This window comes from Microvirga lotononidis, assembly GCF_034627025.1.
Taxonomy (GTDB): domain Bacteria; phylum Pseudomonadota; class Alphaproteobacteria; order Rhizobiales; family Beijerinckiaceae; genus Microvirga; species Microvirga lotononidis.
This window is the reverse complement of record NZ_CP141048.1, coordinates 1,354,624-1,375,072: the sequence shown is the minus strand read 5'-3', so window position 1 is coordinate 1,375,072 and position 20,449 is coordinate 1,354,624. Positions and strand designations below refer to the sequence as shown.

Annotated in this window: 15 protein-coding genes; 4 read left to right on the top strand and 11 right to left on the bottom strand. The window is 64.4% G+C overall.

What is annotated here, in order from left to right:
- Positions 1-136: 136 nt before the first annotated feature.
- Entirely contained in the window at positions 137-1,342 is a 1,206-nt protein-coding gene (locus U0023_RS06465; protein WP_009763150.1) for an ABC transporter substrate-binding protein, read from the bottom strand.
- Between the two features lie 158 nt (positions 1,343-1,500).
- Between U0023_RS06465 and U0023_RS06460 the strand changes: the two genes are divergently transcribed.
- The 3 genes from U0023_RS06460 (at position 1,501) to U0023_RS06450 (ending at position 4,659) form a co-directional block, all read left to right on the top strand.
- Complete coding sequence (locus U0023_RS06460) at positions 1,501-2,694, top strand: amidase (RefSeq protein ID WP_009763151.1); 1,194 nt, start codon at positions 1,501-1,503, stop codon at positions 2,692-2,694.
- A gap of 76 nt (positions 2,695-2,770) precedes the next feature.
- On the top strand, positions 2,771-3,652 hold the full coding sequence (locus U0023_RS06455; protein WP_009763152.1) for an SMP-30/gluconolactonase/LRE family protein: 882 nt from the start codon (positions 2,771-2,773) through the stop codon (positions 3,650-3,652).
- A 5-nt stretch (positions 3,653-3,657) separates the two neighbouring features.
- Positions 3,658-4,659: an aldose epimerase family protein gene (locus U0023_RS06450; RefSeq protein WP_009763153.1), complete on the top strand. Its 1,002-nt coding sequence runs from the start codon at positions 3,658-3,660 to the stop codon at positions 4,657-4,659.
- Positions 4,660-4,955: 296 nt separating this feature from the next.
- Here the strand turns inward: U0023_RS06450 and U0023_RS06445 are convergent, their stop codons facing one another.
- Positions 4,956-7,034: a M3 family metallopeptidase gene (locus tag U0023_RS06445; RefSeq protein ID WP_009763155.1), complete on the bottom strand. Its 2,079-nt coding sequence runs from the start codon at positions 7,032-7,034 to the stop codon at positions 4,956-4,958.
- 45 nt (positions 7,035-7,079) lie between these two features.
- Positions 7,080-7,832: a dienelactone hydrolase family protein gene (locus U0023_RS06440; RefSeq protein ID WP_009763156.1), complete on the bottom strand. Its 753-nt coding sequence runs from the start codon at positions 7,830-7,832 to the stop codon at positions 7,080-7,082.
- A gap of 234 nt (positions 7,833-8,066) precedes the next feature.
- Between U0023_RS06440 and U0023_RS06435 the strand changes: the two genes are divergently transcribed.
- Positions 8,067-10,091 (top strand): AI-2E family transporter, encoded by a 2,025-nt coding sequence (locus tag U0023_RS06435; protein ID WP_009763157.1) that lies wholly within the window; start codon positions 8,067-8,069, stop codon positions 10,089-10,091.
- A gap of 122 nt (positions 10,092-10,213) precedes the next feature.
- Here the strand turns inward: U0023_RS06435 and U0023_RS06430 are convergent, their stop codons facing one another.
- The 8 genes from U0023_RS06430 to cheB form a co-directional block, all read right to left on the bottom strand.
- The gene (locus U0023_RS06430; RefSeq protein WP_009763158.1) at positions 10,214-11,041 is read right to left on the bottom strand and encodes an ABC transporter ATP-binding protein; all 828 of its coding nucleotides are present in this window, start codon (positions 11,039-11,041) and stop codon (positions 10,214-10,216) included.
- Positions 11,038-11,895, bottom strand: coding sequence for an ABC transporter ATP-binding protein (locus U0023_RS06425; protein ID WP_009763159.1), 858 nt, complete (start codon positions 11,893-11,895; stop codon positions 11,038-11,040). Before U0023_RS06425 ends, U0023_RS06430 begins: the two co-directional genes overlap by 4 nt.
- A 2-nt stretch (positions 11,896-11,897) precedes the next feature.
- Positions 11,898-12,812, bottom strand: coding sequence for an ABC transporter permease subunit (locus U0023_RS06420; RefSeq protein WP_009763160.1), 915 nt, complete (start codon positions 12,810-12,812; stop codon positions 11,898-11,900).
- Positions 12,809-13,819 carry an ABC transporter permease subunit gene (locus U0023_RS06415; protein ID WP_009763161.1) on the bottom strand — a complete coding sequence of 337 codons (1,011 nt, stop codon included), beginning with the start codon at positions 13,817-13,819 and terminating at the stop codon, positions 12,809-12,811. Before U0023_RS06415 ends, U0023_RS06420 begins: the two co-directional genes overlap by 4 nt.
- A 65-nt stretch (positions 13,820-13,884) precedes the next feature.
- Entirely contained in the window at positions 13,885-15,486 is a 1,602-nt protein-coding gene (locus U0023_RS06410; RefSeq protein ID WP_009763162.1) for an ABC transporter substrate-binding protein, read from the bottom strand.
- A 243-nt stretch (positions 15,487-15,729) separates the two neighbouring features.
- A complete protein-coding gene (locus U0023_RS06405) occupies positions 15,730-17,646 on the bottom strand; it encodes a response regulator (protein WP_009763163.1) in 1,917 nt (638 codons plus the stop codon).
- On the bottom strand, positions 17,643-19,367 hold the full coding sequence (locus U0023_RS06400) for a response regulator (protein WP_009763164.1): 1,725 nt from the start codon (positions 19,365-19,367) through the stop codon (positions 17,643-17,645). Before U0023_RS06400 ends, U0023_RS06405 begins: the two co-directional genes overlap by 4 nt.
- Entirely contained in the window at positions 19,364-20,440 is a 1,077-nt protein-coding gene (cheB, locus tag U0023_RS06395) for a chemotaxis-specific protein-glutamate methyltransferase CheB (protein ID WP_009763165.1), read from the bottom strand. The genes U0023_RS06400 and cheB overlap by 4 nt, the downstream gene beginning before the upstream one ends.
- Between the last annotated feature and the right edge of the window lie 9 nt (positions 20,441-20,449).

Here is a 20,449-nt window from a genome sequence, read left to right as displayed (position 1 = left end):
ATGCGCCGCCAAGCCCTCTCCCTCCTTGTGGGGGAGAGTTGGAGAGGGGGGAGCGATAGCCTATGAAGGTCAGGCGCCAGCACCCCCCTACCTAGCCCTCCCCCACAAGGGGGGAGGGGATTGTCGGGTGAATTGCTCAATCCTTCCGCACCGCCTTCACCTCGGCCTCGGTCGGCATGAACGACGTGCCGTCCTTGTAGGTCCAGTCGGTCATGCCGCCCGTGGAGCCCTTGAGAGCGAGCCGGCCGACCCAGGCGCCCATGGTGGACTGGTTGTCGATGCCGCGCATGGTGACGGGGCCGATGACGGTGTCGAACTTCGCATCCTCGAGCGCCTTGATGACGGCTTCCGTGTCCGCGGAGCCCGCGCGCTCGAGGGTGTCGCGGATCATGTAGACGACCATGTAGCCGAGGAGCGAGCCGAGGCGCGGCGTGTCGTTGAACTTGGCCCGGTAGGCGTCCACGAAGGCCTTGTGCTTGGGCTCGGTGATCTGGTCCCAGGGATAGCCCGTCACGGTCCAGCCCGCAGGCACCTCGTCCTTCAGGGGCAGGAGCCATTCGGGCTCGCCCGTGAGGAGGGACAGCACCGTCGCGCCCTCGAAGAGGCCACGGGTGTTGCCCTCGCGCACGAACTGCGTGAGGTCGGGGCCGAAGAGCACGTTGAAGATGCCCTCGGGCTTGGCCTGTTCCAGGGCCGACACCGTGGCGCCGGCCTCGATCTTGCCGAGGGCGGGGTACTGCTCGACGACGATCTCGGCGCCGGGCACGCGCTCCTGGATCAGGCGCTTGAACGCCTGCGCGGCCGACTGGCCGTATTCGTAATTGGGCGCCACGATGGCCCAGCGCTTCGCGCCCGAAGCCTTGGCCTGATCGACCAGCATCCCGACCTGCATGGTGTTGTTGGGCCGGATGCGGAAGGTGTAGCGGTTGCCCTGCGCCATGGTGATGGCATCGGTCAGGGGCTCGGCGGCGATGTAGACGATCTTCTTCTGGTTGGCGAAATCCGCCATGGCCACGCCGACATTCGACAGGAACGAGCCGAAGAGAAGCGAGACGCCCTCGCGGCTCACGAGCTCGTCCGCCACGCGGGTGGCATCGCCCGTGGTGGCGCCGTCCTCGCGGGAGACGATCTCGAGCTTGCGGCCGAGAACCCCGCCCTTGGCGTTGATCTCGTCGAGGGCCAGCTGCCAGCCATTCCTATAGGGCACGGTGAAAGCCGCCTGCCGGGCGTAGGAATTCAGTTCGCCGAGCTTGATCGGAGCCTGCTGTGCCTGAATCGATGGCGCTCCGAGCGCGAGCGCTGCTCCGAGAGCCAGCCAGCGGATCGTTGAAAACTTCGCCATTGCGCGTTCCTTAGCAATCGAGAGCCTGCCTGGATTTAGGGCCAATCCAGGTTTGATGAAAGCCCAAACTGCCGAGCTTGGCGAATTCCTGCCTTGCTTGAAACATGGAGGCAATGACACATTCGCCATCTTCGTTCCTCAGAGCCCCGACAGGACCCATGCTCCTCGACCGCGATCCCGCCCATGCTTTCATGCCTTACCCGGCCGTTCCCGTCCCCCACGCCCCGAGCGGCCCGCTCTCCGGCCTGACCTTCGCGGCCAAGGACCTGTTCGACGTGGCGGGCTATCCGACCAGCGCGGGGTCGCCCCACATGCTGGCCATGTCCGGGATCAAGTCCCGGACGGCTCCGACGGTCCAGAAGCTCCTGGATGCGGGCGCGCGGCTCGTCGGCAAGACGATCACCGACGAGCTCGCCTTCTCCATGAGCGGCAAGAACGCCCATTTCGGCACGCCGGTGAACGGCGGCGCGCCCGACCGCATTCCGGGCGGCTCGTCCTCGGGCTCGGCGGCGGCCGTTTCCAACGGATCGTGCGATTTCGCCCTCGGTACCGATACGGGCGGGTCCGTCCGGGCGCCGGCGAGCCATTGCGGGCTCTTCGGCATCCGGCCGACCCATGGCCGGGTGAGCCTCGAAGGCTGCCACGATCTGGCGCCCTCCTTCGACACCTGTGGATATTTCACCCGCGACGGAGCCACCTTCGTGCGTGTCGGCGAGGTCCTGCTCGGCCCCGACAGCGCTCCCCTGCCGCAGAGCCCCAGGGTGCTGCTGGCGCAGGATGCGTTCGGCCTGCTCAAGCGGGAAGTGCGGGATGCGCTCGCGCCTGCCCTGCGCCGGGCGGAAGCCGCCTTGGGACAGCCCGTGCCGGCCGACGTGGCGCCGGAAGGCTTCACGGCGCTCTATTGGGCCATGCGCTACATCCAGAGCCGGGAAGCCTGGAATGTCGACGGACCCATGATCGAGCGCTACCACCCGCCGCTCGGGCCCGGCGTGGCCGACCGGTTCGAGTTCTCGAAGGCGGTGACAGATGCCCAGGTCGCGGAGGCCCAGGTCATCCGGGCGGCCTTCCGCAAGCGCTTCAGCGCGCTTCTGGCCGATGGCGCGGTCCTGATCCTGCCGTCCATGCCGGACATTGCGCCGCTGCTCGCGGAGAGCGACGCGTCCCTGAACGATTACCGCAACAACGCCCTCAACCTGCTCTGCCTGTCGGTGCTGTCGGGCCTGCCCCAGGTGTCGATCCCGCTCGCTTCCCGGTCCGGGGCGCCGCTGGGGCTGTCGATCATGGGACCTGCCGGGTCCGATCTGAGCCTCGTGGCCCTGGCGGATCGAATTGCCGGGAGCGCGTCGGCGTGACGGGACCCATCCGGCCTAGACGGAGTTACCGGCAGGAGCGGGGAAGCGCACAGACCTTGTCCCGAGGGGAAGACACATGACACATCCAGCCGTGCATCCGGAAACGCCCCATGTGGCGGTGGCGAGCGCCTGCGTCCTAGGCGAGGGGCCCGTCTGGGACCACCGGTCCGACACCCTGTTCTGGGTCGACATCAAGAACCCGGGCGTCTGGCGGTATCACCCGGACACGAGGGAGCATTACCGCGTCGATGCGCCGGAACGGATCGGCTTCATCGCCCTGACGCCCGACGAGGATGTGGTCATCGCCGGCTTCAAGTCGGGCCTCGCCCGCTTCAATCTCAAGACCGGCGCGGTGCAGCCCATCGTGTCGCCCGACAAAGACAAGCCGAACAACCGGATCAACGACGGCCATGTGGGACCGGACGGGGCCGTCTATTTCGGCACCATGGACGACGAGGAGAAGGAAGGCTCCGGAGCCTTCTGGCGCTGGGACGGCAGGGAGCTGACCCAGTTCCATTCCGGCATCATCGTCACCAACGGCCCGGCCTTCAGCCCGGACGGGCGGCGGCTCTACGCGACCGACACGATCGACGGCACGGTCTACGTTCTGGATGCGGAAGGGAGCCGGATCGGCGAGCCGCGTCCCTTCGTCCGCTTCGCGGAAGGATGGGCTCACCCGGACGGCATGGCGGTCGATGCGGAGGGCTACGTCTGGGTCTGCCACTGGGGAGCCTCGCGCATCACCCGCTTCGCGCCGGATGGGTCCGTGGAGCGAATCGTGCCCGTTCCCACGGCCCAGGTGACGAAATGCGCCTTCGGCGGGCCCGATCTCACCACGCTCTACATCACCACGGCAGCCATCGGCCACGATCCCCATATCGACCCGATGGCGGGCCATCTCTTCAAGGTCGAGACCGGCGGCATCCGCGGCCTGAAGGCCCATATCTTCGAGGGGTAGGACGCATGACGATCGAACGTTTCGGCTCCCTCGACGGGCAGGATGTGCTGCAGGTCTCGCTGCAAGGACCCGACGGCATGGAGGCGAAGGTTCTCACCTGGGGCGCCGTGGTGCGGGACCTGATCGTGCCGGTGGCGGGCGGTTCCCAGCGGGTCGTTCTGGGCCTCAACTCCATCGAGGACTACGTCGCCCATTCCCCGTACTTCGGCGCGATCGTCGGGCGCTATGGCAACCGCATTGGAAGGGCGCGTTTCAATCTGAACGGCACGACCTACCAACTCGATGCCAACGAGGGCGAAAACCAGCTTCATGGCGGAGCCAAGGGCTTCGGTTCGCGGCTCTGGAGCGTCCTCGACCATACGCCCTCCAGCGTGACCTTGAGCCTTGTGTCGGAGGACGGCGACATGGGCTATCCGGGACGCCTTGTTGCGACCTGCACCTATACGCTCCTGCCGTCATCGCGCCTGCGGATCGAGCTTGATGCAACGTCCGACAAGCCGACGCCGGTGAACCTCACCACCCACGGCTATTTCAACCTCGACGGCAGTCCCGATATCTCCTCGCACGAGCTGACGATCGCAGGTGATTACATCACCCCGACCCGGCCCGACCTCATCCCGACGGGCGAGATCACGGCGGTGGCCGGCACCGACTACGACTTCACGGCGGCGCGGCCGATCCACGGCCCGGCGCATACGCTCTACGATATCAACTATGTCCTGCGTGGGCCCTATGGGAAGCTGCGTCATGCGGCGACACTGGCGTCGCGCGCCAATGGGCTTTCCATGGAGCTTTGGACGACGGAACCCGGCGTCCAGTTTTATGACGGCCATCTGATCGACATGCCCGTCCAAGGCCTAGCGGGCGCCCGCTACAGGCGTCATGGCGGATTGTGCCTGGAGCCGCAACGTTTCCCTGACAGCCCCAATAATGCCCACTTTCCATCGTCTATCCTGCCGCCCGGGCAGGTTTCCCGGCAGGTCAGCGAGCTCCGGTTCTCCCGCTGACCATGGGAACTTTGCCGGATGAAGGCTGTTCTTCTTTGTAGGCGTTGCGTTTCCGGTGAAACACGAACCAAGAAGGGACAGACCCCATGCCGGTGCTCGATGCGAAAGCCCTTGAGATCGATCCGAAGGGAGCGGCTTTCCTGAAGAGCGTCCTGCGTCCCATGCCCGCGCCGGAAACACCTCCGAAAGAAACATCGCGAATCGTCAAGATTCGGTTCTACGCGCTCAAGAGGTCGAGGGAGCTTGCGACCGGTACGGCGTGACGGGCCGCTTTCGCGGCCCGCTGTCTGATTTCCTCACGCATCTTCGACAACAGGCGCCAAGCCACGTTTGGCGAGAAGCGCGTCTGCCGTGGGCAGGCGCCCGCGGAAGGCCGTATAGGCTTCGGCAGGATCGCGCAGGTTGCCGGCGGAATAGATGAAACGCTTCAGCTTATCCGCCATATCCCTGTCGAAGGCATCGCCCGTTTCCTCGAAGGCCGTGAAGGCATCGGCGTCCAGAACCTCCGACCAGAGATAGCTGTAATAGCCCGACGAGTAGCCGTCGCCTGAGAACACATGCGTGAAATGCGGCGTGCGGTGGCGCATGATGATCTCGCGCGGCATGCCGAGCTTGTCCAGCGTCCGTGCCTCGAAGGCGGATACGTCGAGAGCGCTCAGATCCCTCTGGCGATGGAGCTCCAGATCGACGAAGGCGGAGGACAGGTATTCGACCGTCGCGAAGCCCTGGTTGAAATTGCGCGCCGCCATCAGGCGGGCGAGCAACTCTTCCGGAATCGGCTCACCGGTCCGATAATGGGTCGCATAGCGACGCAGAATGTCCGGCTGCGACAACCAATGCTCGTAGAGCTGCGACGGCAACTCCACGAAATCCGTCGATACGGCCGTGCCCGCAAGCAGCGGATAGGTCACGTTCGAGAGCAGGCCGTGCAGGCCATGGCCGAACTCGTGGAACAGGGTTCGCGCATCGTCGAAACTCAGGAGCGACGGTTCGCCTGCGGCGCCCTTGGCGAAGTTCATCACGTTGACGATGATCGGCCGAACGTCGCCGGTGAGTCTTTCCTGCGACCGGAAGGCGCTCATCCATGCGCCGCTGCGCTTGGACGGACGTGCGAAATAATCGCCGATGAAGGTCCCGACGGGGTTGCTGTCCGCATCCACCACCTCCCAGGCGCGGATATCGGGGTGATAGCGCGGGAAGTCTTTCAGCTCCTTGAAGGTGAGGCCGAAGAGGCGGTTCGCCGTCTCGAACGAGGCCTCGATGATCCGGTCGAGCCGGAAGTACGGCTTGATCGTCGCCTCATCGAGATTGTGACGCGCCATGCGGACCTGATCGGCATAATAGCGCCAGTCCCATGGCTCGATGACGATGTTGTCGCCGATGGACTGGGCCTGAGCCTGCAGGTCGTCCCGCTCCTCCCTGGCCCGCGCGATCGCCGGCGTCCAGACGTCGCTCAGGAGCTTTTGCACGTTGTCTGGAGTCTTGGCCATGGTATCGGCGAGCTTGAAATCGGCGAACGTCTCGTAGCCGAGAAGTCTCGCGCGCTCGGCGCGCAGGGCCGCCGTCTCGGCGATGATGACCTTGTTGTCGGTCGCATTGCCGTTGTCACCGCGCGCCGCCCAGGCCTTGAAGGCCTGTTCGCGCAGGTCGCGACGCTTGGAGAATTGCAGGAAGGGCTCGATGCTGGATCGGGAGAGGGTGATCACATGCTTGCCGGGCAGCCCGCGCTCCTCGGCAGCCTGCGCGGCCGCTTCGCGCAGGAAGGACGGCAGACCTTCGAGATCCGCCTCGCCGTCGAGAACCAGCTGATAGGATTTCTCGTCCGCCAGGACGTTCTGCGAAAACTGCGTGCCGAGGCTGGCCAGCCGCTCGGTGATGGCGGCGAGACGCTTCTTCGCCTCCGGTGCCAGCTGCGCGCCGGCGCGCACGAAAATGGTGTGATAGCGATCGAGGACACGGGCCTGCTCGGGGGTGAGACCTAAGCCAGCGCGCCTTTCGTAGAGAGCGGCCACACGCCGAAAGAGCGCCTCGTTCATGAAGATGCTGTTGCGGTGCTTGGCTAGGATCGGCGCCATCTCGCGCTCCACCGCCTGGATCGCGTCGTTGGTATGCGATCCGGCCAGGTTGAAGAACACGCCGCCGACCTTCTTCAGCGCCTGACCGCTTTTCTCCAGTGCTTCGATGGTGTTGGCGAAGCTCGGCTCCTCGGCGTTCTCGGCTATGACTGCGATCTGCTTCTGCTGCTCGGCCAGCGCCGCGTCGAAGGCGGGCTTGTAATGCTCCGGCGCGATGTCCTCGAAGGGCGGAAGCCCGACCGGGGTTTTCCACGGCGTGAGAAGGGGATTGCCTGCGAGAGCCGCGTCTGAAACCGTCATGATCGCTCCTGCCTGATGATCGTCGAGTTGCAAGTCTTAATCGTCTCACCCACCGACGGGAAGGGCCCTCGACTCCGAGGAGGCGTCCGCGCCGGCCAGATATCGCTGCAGGAAGGCAAGGGATCGCGCGGAGGCATCGTCTTCCGCCTTGCCCCTGAAGCCATGGCCCTGGCCGGGATAGACCTTGATCTCATGCGGCACGTTCTGCTGGCGCAGCAGCGCCTCGACCGCATAGGCATTCGACACCGGCACGATAGGATCGGCCGAGCCATGCAGGACCAGGGTCGGCGGCAACCTGGACGTGGTGGCGATCGCACCCTGCGGAAGCGGTCCGAAATAGTTCACCAGCGCCTTCACGCGGTGGTCAGAACTTGCGACGGCAAGGCCCAAAGCCGCGCCGAGAGAAATGCCGATGATGCCGATGCGATGCGGGTCGGCTCCCGGGTGGTCCGATGCGAAGGCGAGCGCATCCTGGACCGTGCCCATCCACGGCACAAAGTTCTGGAACAGGGTGCCGAAGGAAGCCCGCTTCTCGCCGGTTCGGTCGAGATAGTGGACGAGGTGAACCTGGTACCCGGCCGTCGCCACATTGCGGGCGCCGTCGCGATATTGCGCGTTGTAGCTCAGACCGTCGGCGCCATGCAGCATCAGGACCGTGGGGCGGGGCGAGGAGCCTGCCGGTTGGAAGGTCTCGACGGCAATAGCTTGGCCTCCGCTTCTGAAGGTGTTTCGTTGAGTCGTGACGGGCATCAGGTTCGGCTTGTCCTGTTGGGCATGAGAGGTCGAAGAAGCAGCCACGGCTGCTCCGATCAGGAGGGTTCGTCGGGTGAGAGGCATGGAAGGCTGGCAATGGAGGGCTAAGTCTCGGGGTTCTCCATGAGATGGGACCGGATTCCCGCGCATGGAGATGGCAAAAGGTCCCAGCTTTCGCCGACGCAGGGCGTTGTTGTTACGCTCAAGGATCGTTTGGCCGCCCAAGACGTTGTTTGCAGGTCGGCGAGAGAGTCTCGCGGCCCAGCAGAGATCCCTCACATGCGTCCTGGCCCTCCTACCTTGCCTCCCTCGGAGACGGAGATCGAGCCTCCCGCCGTTCCTGGGCTCTCCGGGCTCATGACCCTGGCCGTCGGGGTCGTCGTACTCGCCGGCCTCTATGTGGGCCGGGAAGTCTTCCTGCCCGTCGTGATGGCGATCCTGCTGGCTTTCGTGCTGGCTCCCTTCGTCGAGGTGCTGCGCCGGTGGCGTCTCGGGCGGGTTCCCTCCGTCATCGTGGCCGTGCTCGTCGCCCTCGGGATCATCGGTTCTCTCGGCGCGGTGATCGGTTTCCAATTGGCCGGCCTGGCGAGCGACCTGCCACGCTACCAGACCACCATCGAAACGAAGGTCGGGTCTCTTCGTGAGGGTACGCTCGGAAAGCTGCCGAGCCTCCTGAAGGATTTCGGCCGCCGCTTCGACCGCGCCGTCGCGGAGCCTCCTCCGGAACAGGCGCCTGCGAGGCCCGCCGCGTCGGCGCCCCCGGCATCGACACCCGCCGAGAACCCCGGTCCGCTGCCGGTCGAAGTCCACGAGCCGGAGCCGACGCCGTTCCAGATGGCCCGGGACGTACTGCTGCCGGTGCTCGGGCCGCTCGCCACCATGGGCATCGTGTTCGTGGTGCTCGTCTTCATCCTCATGCAAAGGGAGGATCTGCGCGACCGGATGATCCGCCTGTTCGGGGCGAGCGATCTCCACCGCACCACCGTGGCCATGGACGATGCGGCGCGACGGCTGAGCCGGTACTTCCTGACCCAGCTCGCCCTGAACGCCTCTTTCGGTGTCGTCGCCGGTATCGGGCTGTGGCTTATCGGCGTGCCGAGCCCGGTCCTGTGGGGCGTCTTTGCCGCGCTCATGCGCTTCGTGCCCTATATCGGCTCGTTCCTCGCCGCCCTGCCGCCGATCCTCCTGGCCGCCGCCGTCGATCCGGGCTGGTCCATGGCCCTCATGGCCATGTCGCTGTTCCTGATCGGCGAGCCGCTCATGGGCCACGTGATCGAGCCGATCGTCTACGGCCAGAGCACGGGGCTGTCACCCTTCTCGGTGGTCATCTCGGCGATCTTCTGGACCTGGCTTTGGGGGCCAGTCGGCCTTCTCATCGCCACGCCCCTGACCCTCTGCCTCGTGGTGTTGGGCCGGCATGTGGAGAGGCTCGAATTTCTCGACGTCCTGCTGGGCGACAGGCCGGCTTTGACGCCGGCCGAGAACCTTTACCAGCGCATGCTGGCCGGAGATCCGGACGAGGCGTTGGATTCGGCGGAACTTCTGCTGAAGGAACGCTCGCTGACGTCCTATTACGACGAAGTTGCCCTCAGGGGCCTCCAGCTTGCGGCCAACGATGCCACGCGCGGCGTTCTCACCCAGCGCCAGCTCGACCAGGTCAAGGATGTGATCCGGGCACTGGTGCAGGATCTCAGTACCCATGACGACGTGGAGCCGCACCCGCACGAGACCAAGGATGAGCCGGTCGCATCCCCCGCGAGCGCGAAGCCCGACAACAAGGAGCCGGCGGTCACGCAGCCGATGCCGCCGGACACCAACGTCCCCGAGGCTTGGAGAGCGGACGGAGCGATCCTGTGCGTCGCCGGCCGCGGCCCCCTCGACGAGGCTGCATCGGAAATGCTGGCGCAACTCCTGAACAAGCATGGACTCGGCACCCGGGTGATTCCCCATTCGGCCGTGTCGCGCCGGGAGATCTTCAATCTCGACATGACCGGCGTGCAGATGGTGTGCATCAGCTATCTGGAGATCAGCGGCACCCCGGCGCACCTGCGCTATCTCCTGCGACGCCTGAAGCAGAAGGCGAAGGCTCCGACCCTGGTCGGTCTCTGGCCAGCGGAGGATGCGATCCTCAAAAGCGACTCGATGCGTGCCACGCTGGGCGCCAATTACTACGTGTCGTCCCTAAGGGATGCCGTTGTGCAATGCCTGAAAACGGCAACTGGCGAGGAGAAGCTGCCGGAACCGGCCAATACGTCGGCTGTCGAAGAGGCAACGGCAGCCAAACGACTGCCGTTGCCTGCGTGATGCCCCACCTTTGGAAGAGCGCATCGTCGAGAGCGGAAGACCGGGGCCACTTTCACTGACGTGGCCTACGGGTCAGCACGATGCGCTAGAGCAACGCTGATTCCACAAGGGTGAAATCCGCTTTAGGCAGCGTTCTTCCGCGCCAGCCGTGCCTTGATGCTCGCGGGATCCGCCCGGGGCGTCGCTGCGAAGAGCGTCTTCGTGTAGTCGTGCTTTGGGCTCGAGAACACTTCGTCGCGGGTGCCGTATTCGACCGCCTCGCCGAAATACATCACCATCACCTCGTCGGCGATGTAGCGCACCACCGACAGATCATGGCTGATGAAGACGTAGGTCAGGTTGAACTCGTCCTGGAGATCGGCCAGCAGGTTCAGCACCTGCGCCTGAACCGATAGGTCGAGCGCGGAAACCGGCTCGTCGAGAACGAGCAGGCTCGGGTTGAGCATCAGAGCACGGGCGATCGCGATGCGCTGGCGCTGGCCGCCGGAGAACATGTGCGGATAGCGGTTGTAATGCTCCTCGCCCAGGCCGACCTTCTTCAGCATCGCCATGGCACGGTCGCGGCGCTCGGACGCCGGCACGTTGCCGTGGATCACCAAAGGCGCGCCCAGAACGTCGCCGATCTTCTGGCGGGGATTGAGCGAGCCGTAAGGGTTCTGGAACACGATCTGCACTTCGCGCCGGAGGTCCTTCGTGAGGTCTCCTTTCGCGATGTCGACCTTGTCGCCCTGGATGAGGAGATCACCGGAGGTCGCAGGATCGATCAGCGTCAGGATGCGTGCGAGCGTGGACTTGCCGCAGCCGCTCTCGCCGACGATGGCGAGGGTTTTCCCCTTCTCGACCGTGAAGCTCACGCCCTTGACGGCATGGACGGTTCGCCCCTTGGAGAAGAGACCTCCGGGGACATGGTAATCCCGGACGATGTTTCGGGCTTCGAGAACAACACTCATGATACGGCCGCTCCGGCGATCTCGCTTCCGTCCTTGAAATAATCAGCAATGGTGGGCAGGCGGTCGCCCGTCGCATTGTCGGGCAATGCCGCCAGGAGGGCCTTCGTGTAATTGCTGCGCGGATTCTCGAACAGCGTCAGAACATCCGCCTCTTCCATCTTGCGGCCCTTGTACTGGACCACGACACGGTCGGCGGTTTCTGCGACCACGCCCATATTGTGGGTGATCATGATCATGCCCATCCCATGCTCGGCCTGAAGCTTCACGAGAAGGTCCAGGATCTGCTTCTGGATCGTGACGTCGAGCGCGGTGGTCGGCTCGTCGGCGATCAGGAGCTTGGGATTGCAGGCGATGGCCATGGCGATCATCACACGCTGACACTGACCGCCGGACATCTGATGCGGGAACGAGCTCAGGCGCTCGGCGGGGCTGGGAATGCCGACGGCGGTCAGAAGCTCGATCGCGCGGGCGCGCCGCTCCCGGCGTCCGAGACCGAGATGGAAGCGCAGCACCTCCTCGATCTGGAAGCCGACCGTGTAGCAGGGATTGAGGCTTGCGACCGGCTCCTGGAAGATCATCGCGATGTCCTTGCCGACGATCTTGCGCCGCTCGGAATCGGATAATGCGAGAAGATCGCGACCGTTGAAGGCCATCTTGTCGGCCGTCACCTTCGCGGTCCACGGCAGAAGACCCATCACGGCAAGCATCGAGACGGATTTGCCCGAGCCGGACTCGCCGACGATCGCCAGGACCTCGCGCTCGTCGACCTTGAGCGATACGCCGTCGACGGCCCGGAACATGCCCGCCGAGGTCTGGAACTCGACGACGAGGTTCTCGATTTCAAGAAGCGCCATGATCAGGACCTCTTCAGTTTCGGGTCGAGGGCATCGCGAAGGCCGTCACCCAGAAGATTGAAGGCGAGCACCGTGATCAGGATGGCGAGACCGGGGAAGGTCACGACCCACCAGGCGCGGAGCACGAATTCGCGGGCATCGGCCAGCATGGTGCCCCATTCCGGCGACGGAGGTTGCGCGCCGAGGCCGAGGAAGCCGAGCGCGGCGGCATCCAGGATGGCGGTCGAGATGCCGAGGGAGGCCTGCACGATCAGTGGAGCGGTGCAGTTCGGCAGCACTTCCTTGAACATCAGCCGCATCGTGCTGGCGCCGCTCACTCGGGCTGCCGTCACGTAGTCCTTCGACGTTTCCGTGATCACCGCCGCACGGGCAAGGCGCACGTAATGCGGCAGGATCACCAGGGCCACCGCCAGCATGGCGTTCATCAGGCCGGGCCCGAGCACCGCCACGATCACGATGGCGAGCAGAAGGCTCGGCAGGGTCAGGACGATGTCCATCAGGCGCATGATGAAGATCTCAGTCAGGCCGCGGAAGAAGCCCGCAACGAGACCGAGAACCGTGCCGATGATGATGGAGATCGTCACCACCACGATGCCGATCAGGAGCGACAGGCGCGCGCCGTAAATCATGCGCGAGAGAATATCGCGACCGATCGGGTCGGTGCCCAGCGGATAGGCGAGCGAGCCGCCCTCCTGCCAGAACGGCGGCTTCAGGGCGATGGTGGTGTCGGTGATATAGGGCGAGTGCGGGGCGAGCACGTCGGCGAGCAGCGCCACGAGCACCACCACGACGATCACGACGAGACCGGCGACGGCGCCGTGGTTGGCGCTGAAATAGCTCCAGAACTCGCGCAGCGGGTGGGGAGGGGTGGCCGTCGGAGCTGCGACGGCCGGGGCTTCCATGATTTCAGTGGTCATCGCGTATGCCTGATACGAGGATTGATGAGACCGTAGGCAAGGTCGACGAGAAGATTGACGCTCATCACGACAACGCCGAGCAGCAGCGCTCCGCCCTGGAGCACAGGATAATCGCGGCGGAAGATGGCATCGATGAGCCATTTGCCGACGCCCGGCCAGGAAAAGATGGTTTCGGTGAGGATCGCGCCGGTGAACAGCACGCCGACCTGCAGGCCGATCACGGTCACGACGGGAATAAGCGCGTTGCGGAGGGCATGCAGGGCGATGATCCGGAACCGGGGCAGGCCCTTGGCCTTGGCGGTGCGGATGTAATCCTCGCCCAGGACCTCCAGCATGGCCGATCGCGTCATGCGGGCGATCACGGCGAGAGGCACCGTGCCGAGGACGATGGTAGGCAGGATCAGATGGTTCACCGCCGACCAGAAGGCCTCCGGCTCATTTGAGAGCAGGGTGTCGATCAGGAGAAAGCCGGTGATGGGCTCGATGTAATAGAGCACATCGATGCGGCCGGAGACCGGCGTCAGGTCGAACTGTACCGAGAAGAGCAGGATGAGGATGAGGCCCCACCAGAAGATCGGCATGGAATACCCGGTCAGCGAGATGCCCATCACCCCGTGGTCGAAGATCGAATTTCGTCGGATAGCCGCGATGATGCCTGCCGGAAGCCCGATCACGAGAGCGAAGAGGATCGCGCAGAGCGCCAGCTCGACCGTTGCGGGGAACAGGGACGAGAATTCGTTGAGAACGGGCTCCTGAGTGATCATCGACTTGCCGAGATCGCCCTGCAGGACGCGGGACAGATAGATCCCGTATTGCACGAAGATCGGCCGGTCGAGGCCATATTCCTTCAGGAGCTGCTCATGGCGGGCAGGATCGATGCCGCGCTCGCCAGCAAGTGTTTCAATCGGATCGCCTGGCACCAGGCGGATCAGGAAAAAGGCCAGCAGCGTGATCCCGAGGAAGGTCGGTATGATCAGGCTGACGCGGGTGAAAATGAATCTGAGCATCGTCTGAACGTAAAAAGGCGGAGCGGCTTTTTTGAGCCGCTCCGCCGTAGGTTGAAGGGATGAGCTTACTTGCCCTTGATGTCCACGCCGTAGAAGGTGTGGCGACCGAAGGGCGAGAGCTTGAAGTCCACGACTTCCTTGCGGATCGGCTTCAGCTGCACGGCGTGAGCCACAGTGAACCAGGGAGCCTGCTCCTTGAAGATCACCTGAGCCTGCTCGTAGAGCTTGGTGCGCTCGGCCTGATCGGTCGTGACCTTCGCCTTCGTGACGATATCGTCGAACGGCTTGTAGCACCACTTGGCGATGTTCGAGCCGGAAGCGCTCTCTGCCGAGGCGCAGCCCAGCAGGGTGTGCAGGAAGTTGTCCGGATCGCCGTTGTCGCCCGTCCAGCCGAGCTGAGCCATCTGGTGCTCGCCGGCCTGGGCCCGCTTGCGGTACTCACCCCACTCGAAGCTCTTGATCTCTGCCTTCACGCCGATCTTGGCGAGGTCGGCCTGCATCAGCTCGGCGATGCGGCGGGCGTTCGGGTTGTAGGGGCGCTGCACCGGCATGGCCCACAGGTCCGTCTCGAGGCCGTTCGGGTAGCCGGCTTCAGCCAGAAGCTTCTTGGCGGCTTCGGGGTTGTACTCGTCTTCCTTCACGTTGTCGTTGTACGACCACATGGACGGCGGGATCGGGTTCTTGGCCGGAACGCCCGAGCCGAGGAACACGGCGTCGACGATCGCCTTCTTGTTCATGGCCATGTTGAAGGCCTTGCGGACGCGCACGTCGTCGAAGGGCTTCTTCGTGGTCTGGTAGGCGAGGTAGCCGATGTTCAGGCCAGGCTGCTCGAGAATCTGGACGTTCGGGTCCTTCTTCATGGCCTCGAGGTCAGCCGGGTTCGGGTACGGCATGACGTGGCATTCGCCCTTCTGGAGCTTCGCCCAGCGCACGGAGGCGTCAGGGGTGATCGAGAAGACGAGGTCGTCCAGGGCAGCCTTGCCACGGAAGTACTCGGGGAAGGCCTTGTAGCGGATGATCGCATCCTTCTGGTACTGGACCAGATAGAACGGACCCGTGCCGATCGGCTCCTGGTCGATCTTCTCGGGGCTGCCGGCCTTCAACATGGCGTCGGCATATTCCTTCGACTGAACGCTCGCCCACATCATGGCGAGGTTGGCCAGGAACGGGGCCTCGGGCTGGTTCAGGGTCACGCGAACGGTGTAATCGTCCACCTTCTCTACCGACTTCAGGAGCTTGGGCATGCCCATGTCGCTGAAGTAGGAGTGGTTCGGGCTGGTGACCTTGAAGTACGGATTATCTTCCTTCCACTGACGCTCGAACATGAACACGATGTCGTCCGCGTTCATGTCGCGGGTCGGCTTGAAGTTCTTGTTGGAGTGCCACTTCACGCCCTTACGCAGGTGGAAGGTGTAGACGGTGCCGTCAGCGGAAACGTCCCACTTCTCGGCGAGGCTCGGCTGAACCTTCGTGCCGCCGCGCTCGAACTCGACGATGCGGCTGTAGATCTGCTCGCTGGCGTCGAAGGAGGTGCCGGTGGTGTTCACGCCGGGATAGAAGTTCTCCGGGCTGCCCTCGGAGCAGTAGACGAGGGTTTTGGCGGCCAGCGGAGCGGCGGCCAGGAAAGCCGGAACGCAGATGGCTGCGAAAAGGGCTGATTTTTTCATTACCTAGGTCCTCTGAGACGGCTCTACTCGTGGCCGTTCTGTGACGGAGTTAAGGTGCGAAGCTCCGATAATGTCAATCTATCCATGAAACAATGGATAATTTTTAAAGGAAATTTACCATTTTCTGCCGTTGGGATAGCCGGATTCGGCAGGGCAGAGGGTCAATTTTCCGCGATTCCAGGCGGTTTTCGGCCAAAGCCGCCGCAACACTTTTTGTCCACAATCCGGGGAGCCGGAGCCAAGTCAGGCGGAAGAGCCCGGATCCCGGTCTGGAAGAGCCGCCTCTGTCACCTTCGCGGCCAGGTCGGCGCGGCTGAAAGGCTTGTGGAGCATCAGGTAATCGTCCGGGAGCCGCTTCGGATCGGCATATCCCGTCACGAGCAGGATTCCGAGGCCCGGCCGGATCTCCCGCGCCTTGCCGGCGAGGTCCGTTCCCGTCATGCCGGGCATCGCGAAGTCGGCAATGAGGAGATCCAGCTGATCGTCCGCCTTCAGGATGTCGAGGGCAGACGATCCGTCCGCGGCCTCCACGACCCGGTGGCCCATTTCGGTCAGATAGGCCGCCGTGACCGTCCGAACCTCGGCGTCGTCGTCGACGAGCAGAATGCGCACCTTGGGCGCATCGGGCGCGATCGCCTGTTTCTCCTGCGGCCCCTTTTGCTGCTCCGCAGCCGCACGGGACAGGTAGAGCTCCACCGTCGTTCCCGATCCAACCGCGCTGTGGATGGTCACGGTGCCTCCGGATTGCTGCGCCAGCCCATACACCATGGGCAGCCCGAGCCCGGTTCCTTTGCCCACCTCCTTGGTGGTGAAGAAGGGTTCGAGCACTCTGGCCAGGACCTCGGGAGGAATGCCGCTGCCCGTATCCGCAACCGAGATCACTATATATTCGCCACCGCCCAAGTCGGGAATCCGGCCTTCGCTCACCCTCTCGTTGCGGGTCGAGAGGGTCAGAATGCCGTTTTCAGCCATGGCGTCGCGGGCATTGATGCACAGATTGAGGATCGCGAGTTCAAGCTGGTCCGGGTCGACCATGGCCGTCCACAGGGCCTCGCTCAAATGCCGCTCGATCCGGATCACGCCGCCCAGGGTGCGGGTCAGCAGGTCGTTCATGCCCATGATGACTTGGTTCACGTCCACGGCCTGAAGCCGCAGGTCGCGCTGGCGGCTGAAGCTCAGAAGCCGTTGGGTCAGGGAGGCGCCGCGCTCCGCCGCGTAGGTGGCATTCTGCAGAAGCCGGGTCAGCCGGGGATCGTCCGGAGCACGGCGCGAGGCGAGATCCAGGCTGCCGAGGACGGCCATCAGGAGATTGTTGAAGTCATGCGCGACGCCGCCCGCGAGGGTCCCGAGAGCCTGCATCTTGTCCGCTTGCCGCAGGCGCATTTCCATCAGCTTGCGCTCGGTGATGTCGCGCTCGATGGTGGCCAGGTTCGTGACCGTTCCCGCCTCGTCGAGGATCGGGATGTGATTGATGAGGATCCACTGGGTCGTGCCGTCGGGGGCGTTCCGCTCCTCGATCACCTCGTCCGGCGCGCGCGCCGCGACGGCACGGCGCTCAGCCTCCTCGATCATCGTGGCTCGCTCCGGCGAGACGTAATCCCGCTCCTTGCGACCCAGGCAATCCTCCGCGCCGCAGCCGAGGCTGCGCGCCTTGCTGGCATTCAGGCGGACGAAGCGGCCTTCCAGGTCCTTGAACGAGATCAGGTCCCCGGTGCTCTCCATCAGCCCGCGCAGAAGCGCGCGTTCCGTGTCGAGCTTGCGGGCCAGCATGCGCCGCTGATAGGCCGCAGCGACCATGTTGGAGAGGGCGGCCGGATCCCACGGCTTGGGGACATAGGCCATGATACGGCCCTTGTTGACCGCGCCGATGACGGCCTTGAGATCCGCGTATCCGGTGAGAAGGATCGCATCGGCATCGGTCTCGTGGCGGGCCTTCGCCAGGAACTCGTCCCCCTGCATCTCGGGCATGCGCTGGTCCGAGATGATGATGGCAATGTCGGGTTCATGCCGGATGATGTCGAGCGCCTGAATGGGCGAGGAGGCCGTCAGGACCCGGTAGTCGTTCTCGAACAGATCCTCGAGCGCAATGAGGATGTCCGGCTCGTCGTCGACGACCAGGATCGTGCCATGGGTTGATTTCATCTCGCTCGACAACGTCATGAAACAATACGCCTCGGGATCGTGATGGTGAATTGGGCACCCCCGTGGGGGCCCGCATCCACCGCGATCGATCCTTTATGGGCCTGAACGACGCTATAAGCGATGGCGAGGCCAAGTCCAGTTCCAGACCCTACGGGCTTGGTTGTAAAAAACGGTTCGAAGATGCGCTCCCGCAATTCTCCTGGGATCCCCGGCCCAGTATCGCTGATCTTGATCGTATAGGTTGTCTCGTTGCTCTCAGTTTCAATGTCTATGCCGCCGGTTCCCTTGATCGCATCGGCGGCATTCCCGACGATGTTCATGACCACCTGGTTCAGAAGGGCCGGCGAGCAGTAGAGATCGGGGACTGCATGGTAATGGCGACGCACATCGATCCGGGTGCCGAGCTTGTGGCCCAGAAGAGCCAGGACCGTTTCGATCGATTCCGGCACGTTGACCGTCTGGAAATCGCCTTCGTCCAGGCGGGAGAACCGTCTCAGATTGAGGACGAGTTCTTGGATCCGGGCGAGCCCCAGCTTCATGGCGCCGACCCGGTCGCGGGATTTCTGCACCTGTCGTTCGAGGCCGGCCTCCGGCGGAAGCTTCGCGGCGATCTCCGTCAGCAGCTTATCCACGGTCCCCTGATGAGCCTGAATGAAGGCCAGGGGATTGTTGATCTCATGGGCGATGCCAGCCACCAATTCACCGAGGGACGCCATCTTGGCGGCCTGGACGAGCTGCGCCTGCGTGCCTTTGAGGAGATCGTTGGCTTCCTCCAGCTCGCGGTTGGCATTGGCGAGCGCCTCGGCGGAGGCGGCCTCCGCCCGGGCCCTGGCGAGGGCCAGTTCCCGCTCGCGCAGTTCCGCCTCGATGCGCCAGTTCTCGTCCTGCATGAGCTTGCGCCGGACGAGCGCGCGGATGCGTACGCGCATCACATCGGCTTCGACCGTCGAGGGAACGATGTCGTCGACGCCCGCCGCAAACGCGCGTGCGAGCAGTTCACCGCCATCTTCGTGACCGAGCCCCACGATGGCAAAGCTCGGCGCGTCCGCGCCGGGCAGGGGAGCAAGGCCACGATAGAGGTTCAACTGACGGCACAATTCGATGCCGTCGAATCCCGCGCTCAGCAGATTGACCAGAATGCAGTCCCAGGTTGCATCTACCCTGCGGACGAGCCGGAGTGCTTCGGCTGGCTCCGAGGCTGGCGTCACCGCGTAACCTTCATGGGTCAGCAGGTTCTGGAGGTAGGTGCGGTGCGTCGAGCTGTCGTCCACGATCAGGACGCAGGCCCGGCGGAAGGTGCCGAAACTCGGGGATTGCCGCTCTTCTCGGGAATCTCCGATGGGAGAGGAGCGCCGGCGCAGGAGCGCCTTGATCCGCAGAACGACCAGTTCCTGTTCTGCAGATTTTGAAATATAGGCGTCCGCGCCGCTCTCCAGCCCCTGCCGCTCGACGGTTCGTTCCCTGGCTTCGGTCAGCATGATGACCGGGATCGCCCGCGTTCTTACGTTGAGGCGCATCTGGCGGGTCAGTTCGTCTCCATTCATGCCGGGCAGATGATAATCGGCGATGACGAGATCGGGCAGTTTCTCGTTCAGGCTGTCGAGAGCCGCTTCCGCCGTGGAGCGCCAGGAGACGTTGAACCCGTTCGTCTCGAGCATGTGGCGCAGCTGAAGGGCCTGGGTTTCCGAATCCTCGACCAGGAGAATCTCGGCCGCCTGGGCAACGGAACCGGCACTCATTCGCCCTCTCCCCGCGCCAGCCTCAGGATCCGGGGACCGATCAGGTCCAGGGGCAGGCTGACATTGACGCCACCCATGCGGGAGGCCGCGGCGGGCATCCCATAGACGACGGCGGTGCTTTCGTCCTCGCCGAGCCCGTAACCTCCGGCCTGGCGCAGTTCGACGAGGCCCTGCGCTCCGTCCTCGCCCATGCCGGTGAGGATGACCCCGAGGCCCCTCCGGCCCACAGACCGGGCCATGGACTGGAACAGCATGGTCGCGGAGGGCCGCTGGTTGCCCAAATGGGGCTCGGCGCTCACCTTCAGGGTACCGGCAGGGGAGAGCAGGAGGTGACGGTCGCCGGGCGCCACATAGACATGGCCTGCGGCCGGAATCTCCTGATCCTGCGCCAGGCGGACCTTCAAGGGCACCAGCCCGTTCAGCCAGGAGGCGAAGCCCTCCATGAACGGAGCGCCCATGTGCTGGACCAGGAGGACCGGCAGGGAGAAATCCGCTGGCAGGGCCCCCAGGACCTTCGCGAGGGCCGGCGGTCCACCCGTGGAAGCGGCGATCCCCATGATGCTCGGGCGTGCCGCGCTCCATTCCGGATCGCGCCTGGGAGGCGCGATCGTCGTCCTCTCGCGCCATGGGGCAAAGGAGCGCTGCCGGACCACCGGGACCTGACTCATGATGTAGAGCTGGGTGCAGATGGTGCTGGCAATTCCCGCATAATTGGCGCTGGAGAGGCCAACGGGCTTTTCCACCACCGTCAGCGCTCCGGCCCGCAGGGCATTCATGGAGATCTTGAGAGAGGAATCCTCGATGCTGTCGGCGATGACGACGATGGGCGTCGGGTGTTCCGACATGATCCGGCGCGTCGCCTCGAGCCCGTCCATTCCGGGGAGGCGGATATCCATGGATACCACATCCGGCTGCACGCGGCCGATTTCCTGGAGGGCTTCCTCGGCCGAGCTGACGGCGGCCGCCACCACAAGGCGAGGGTCGCTGGCGATGATATGGACGAGCAGCTGACGGACGACGAGGGAATCCTCGACGACCATCACACGCACCCGTGGCTGAGACGCCATGCTCATCGCCGGAAA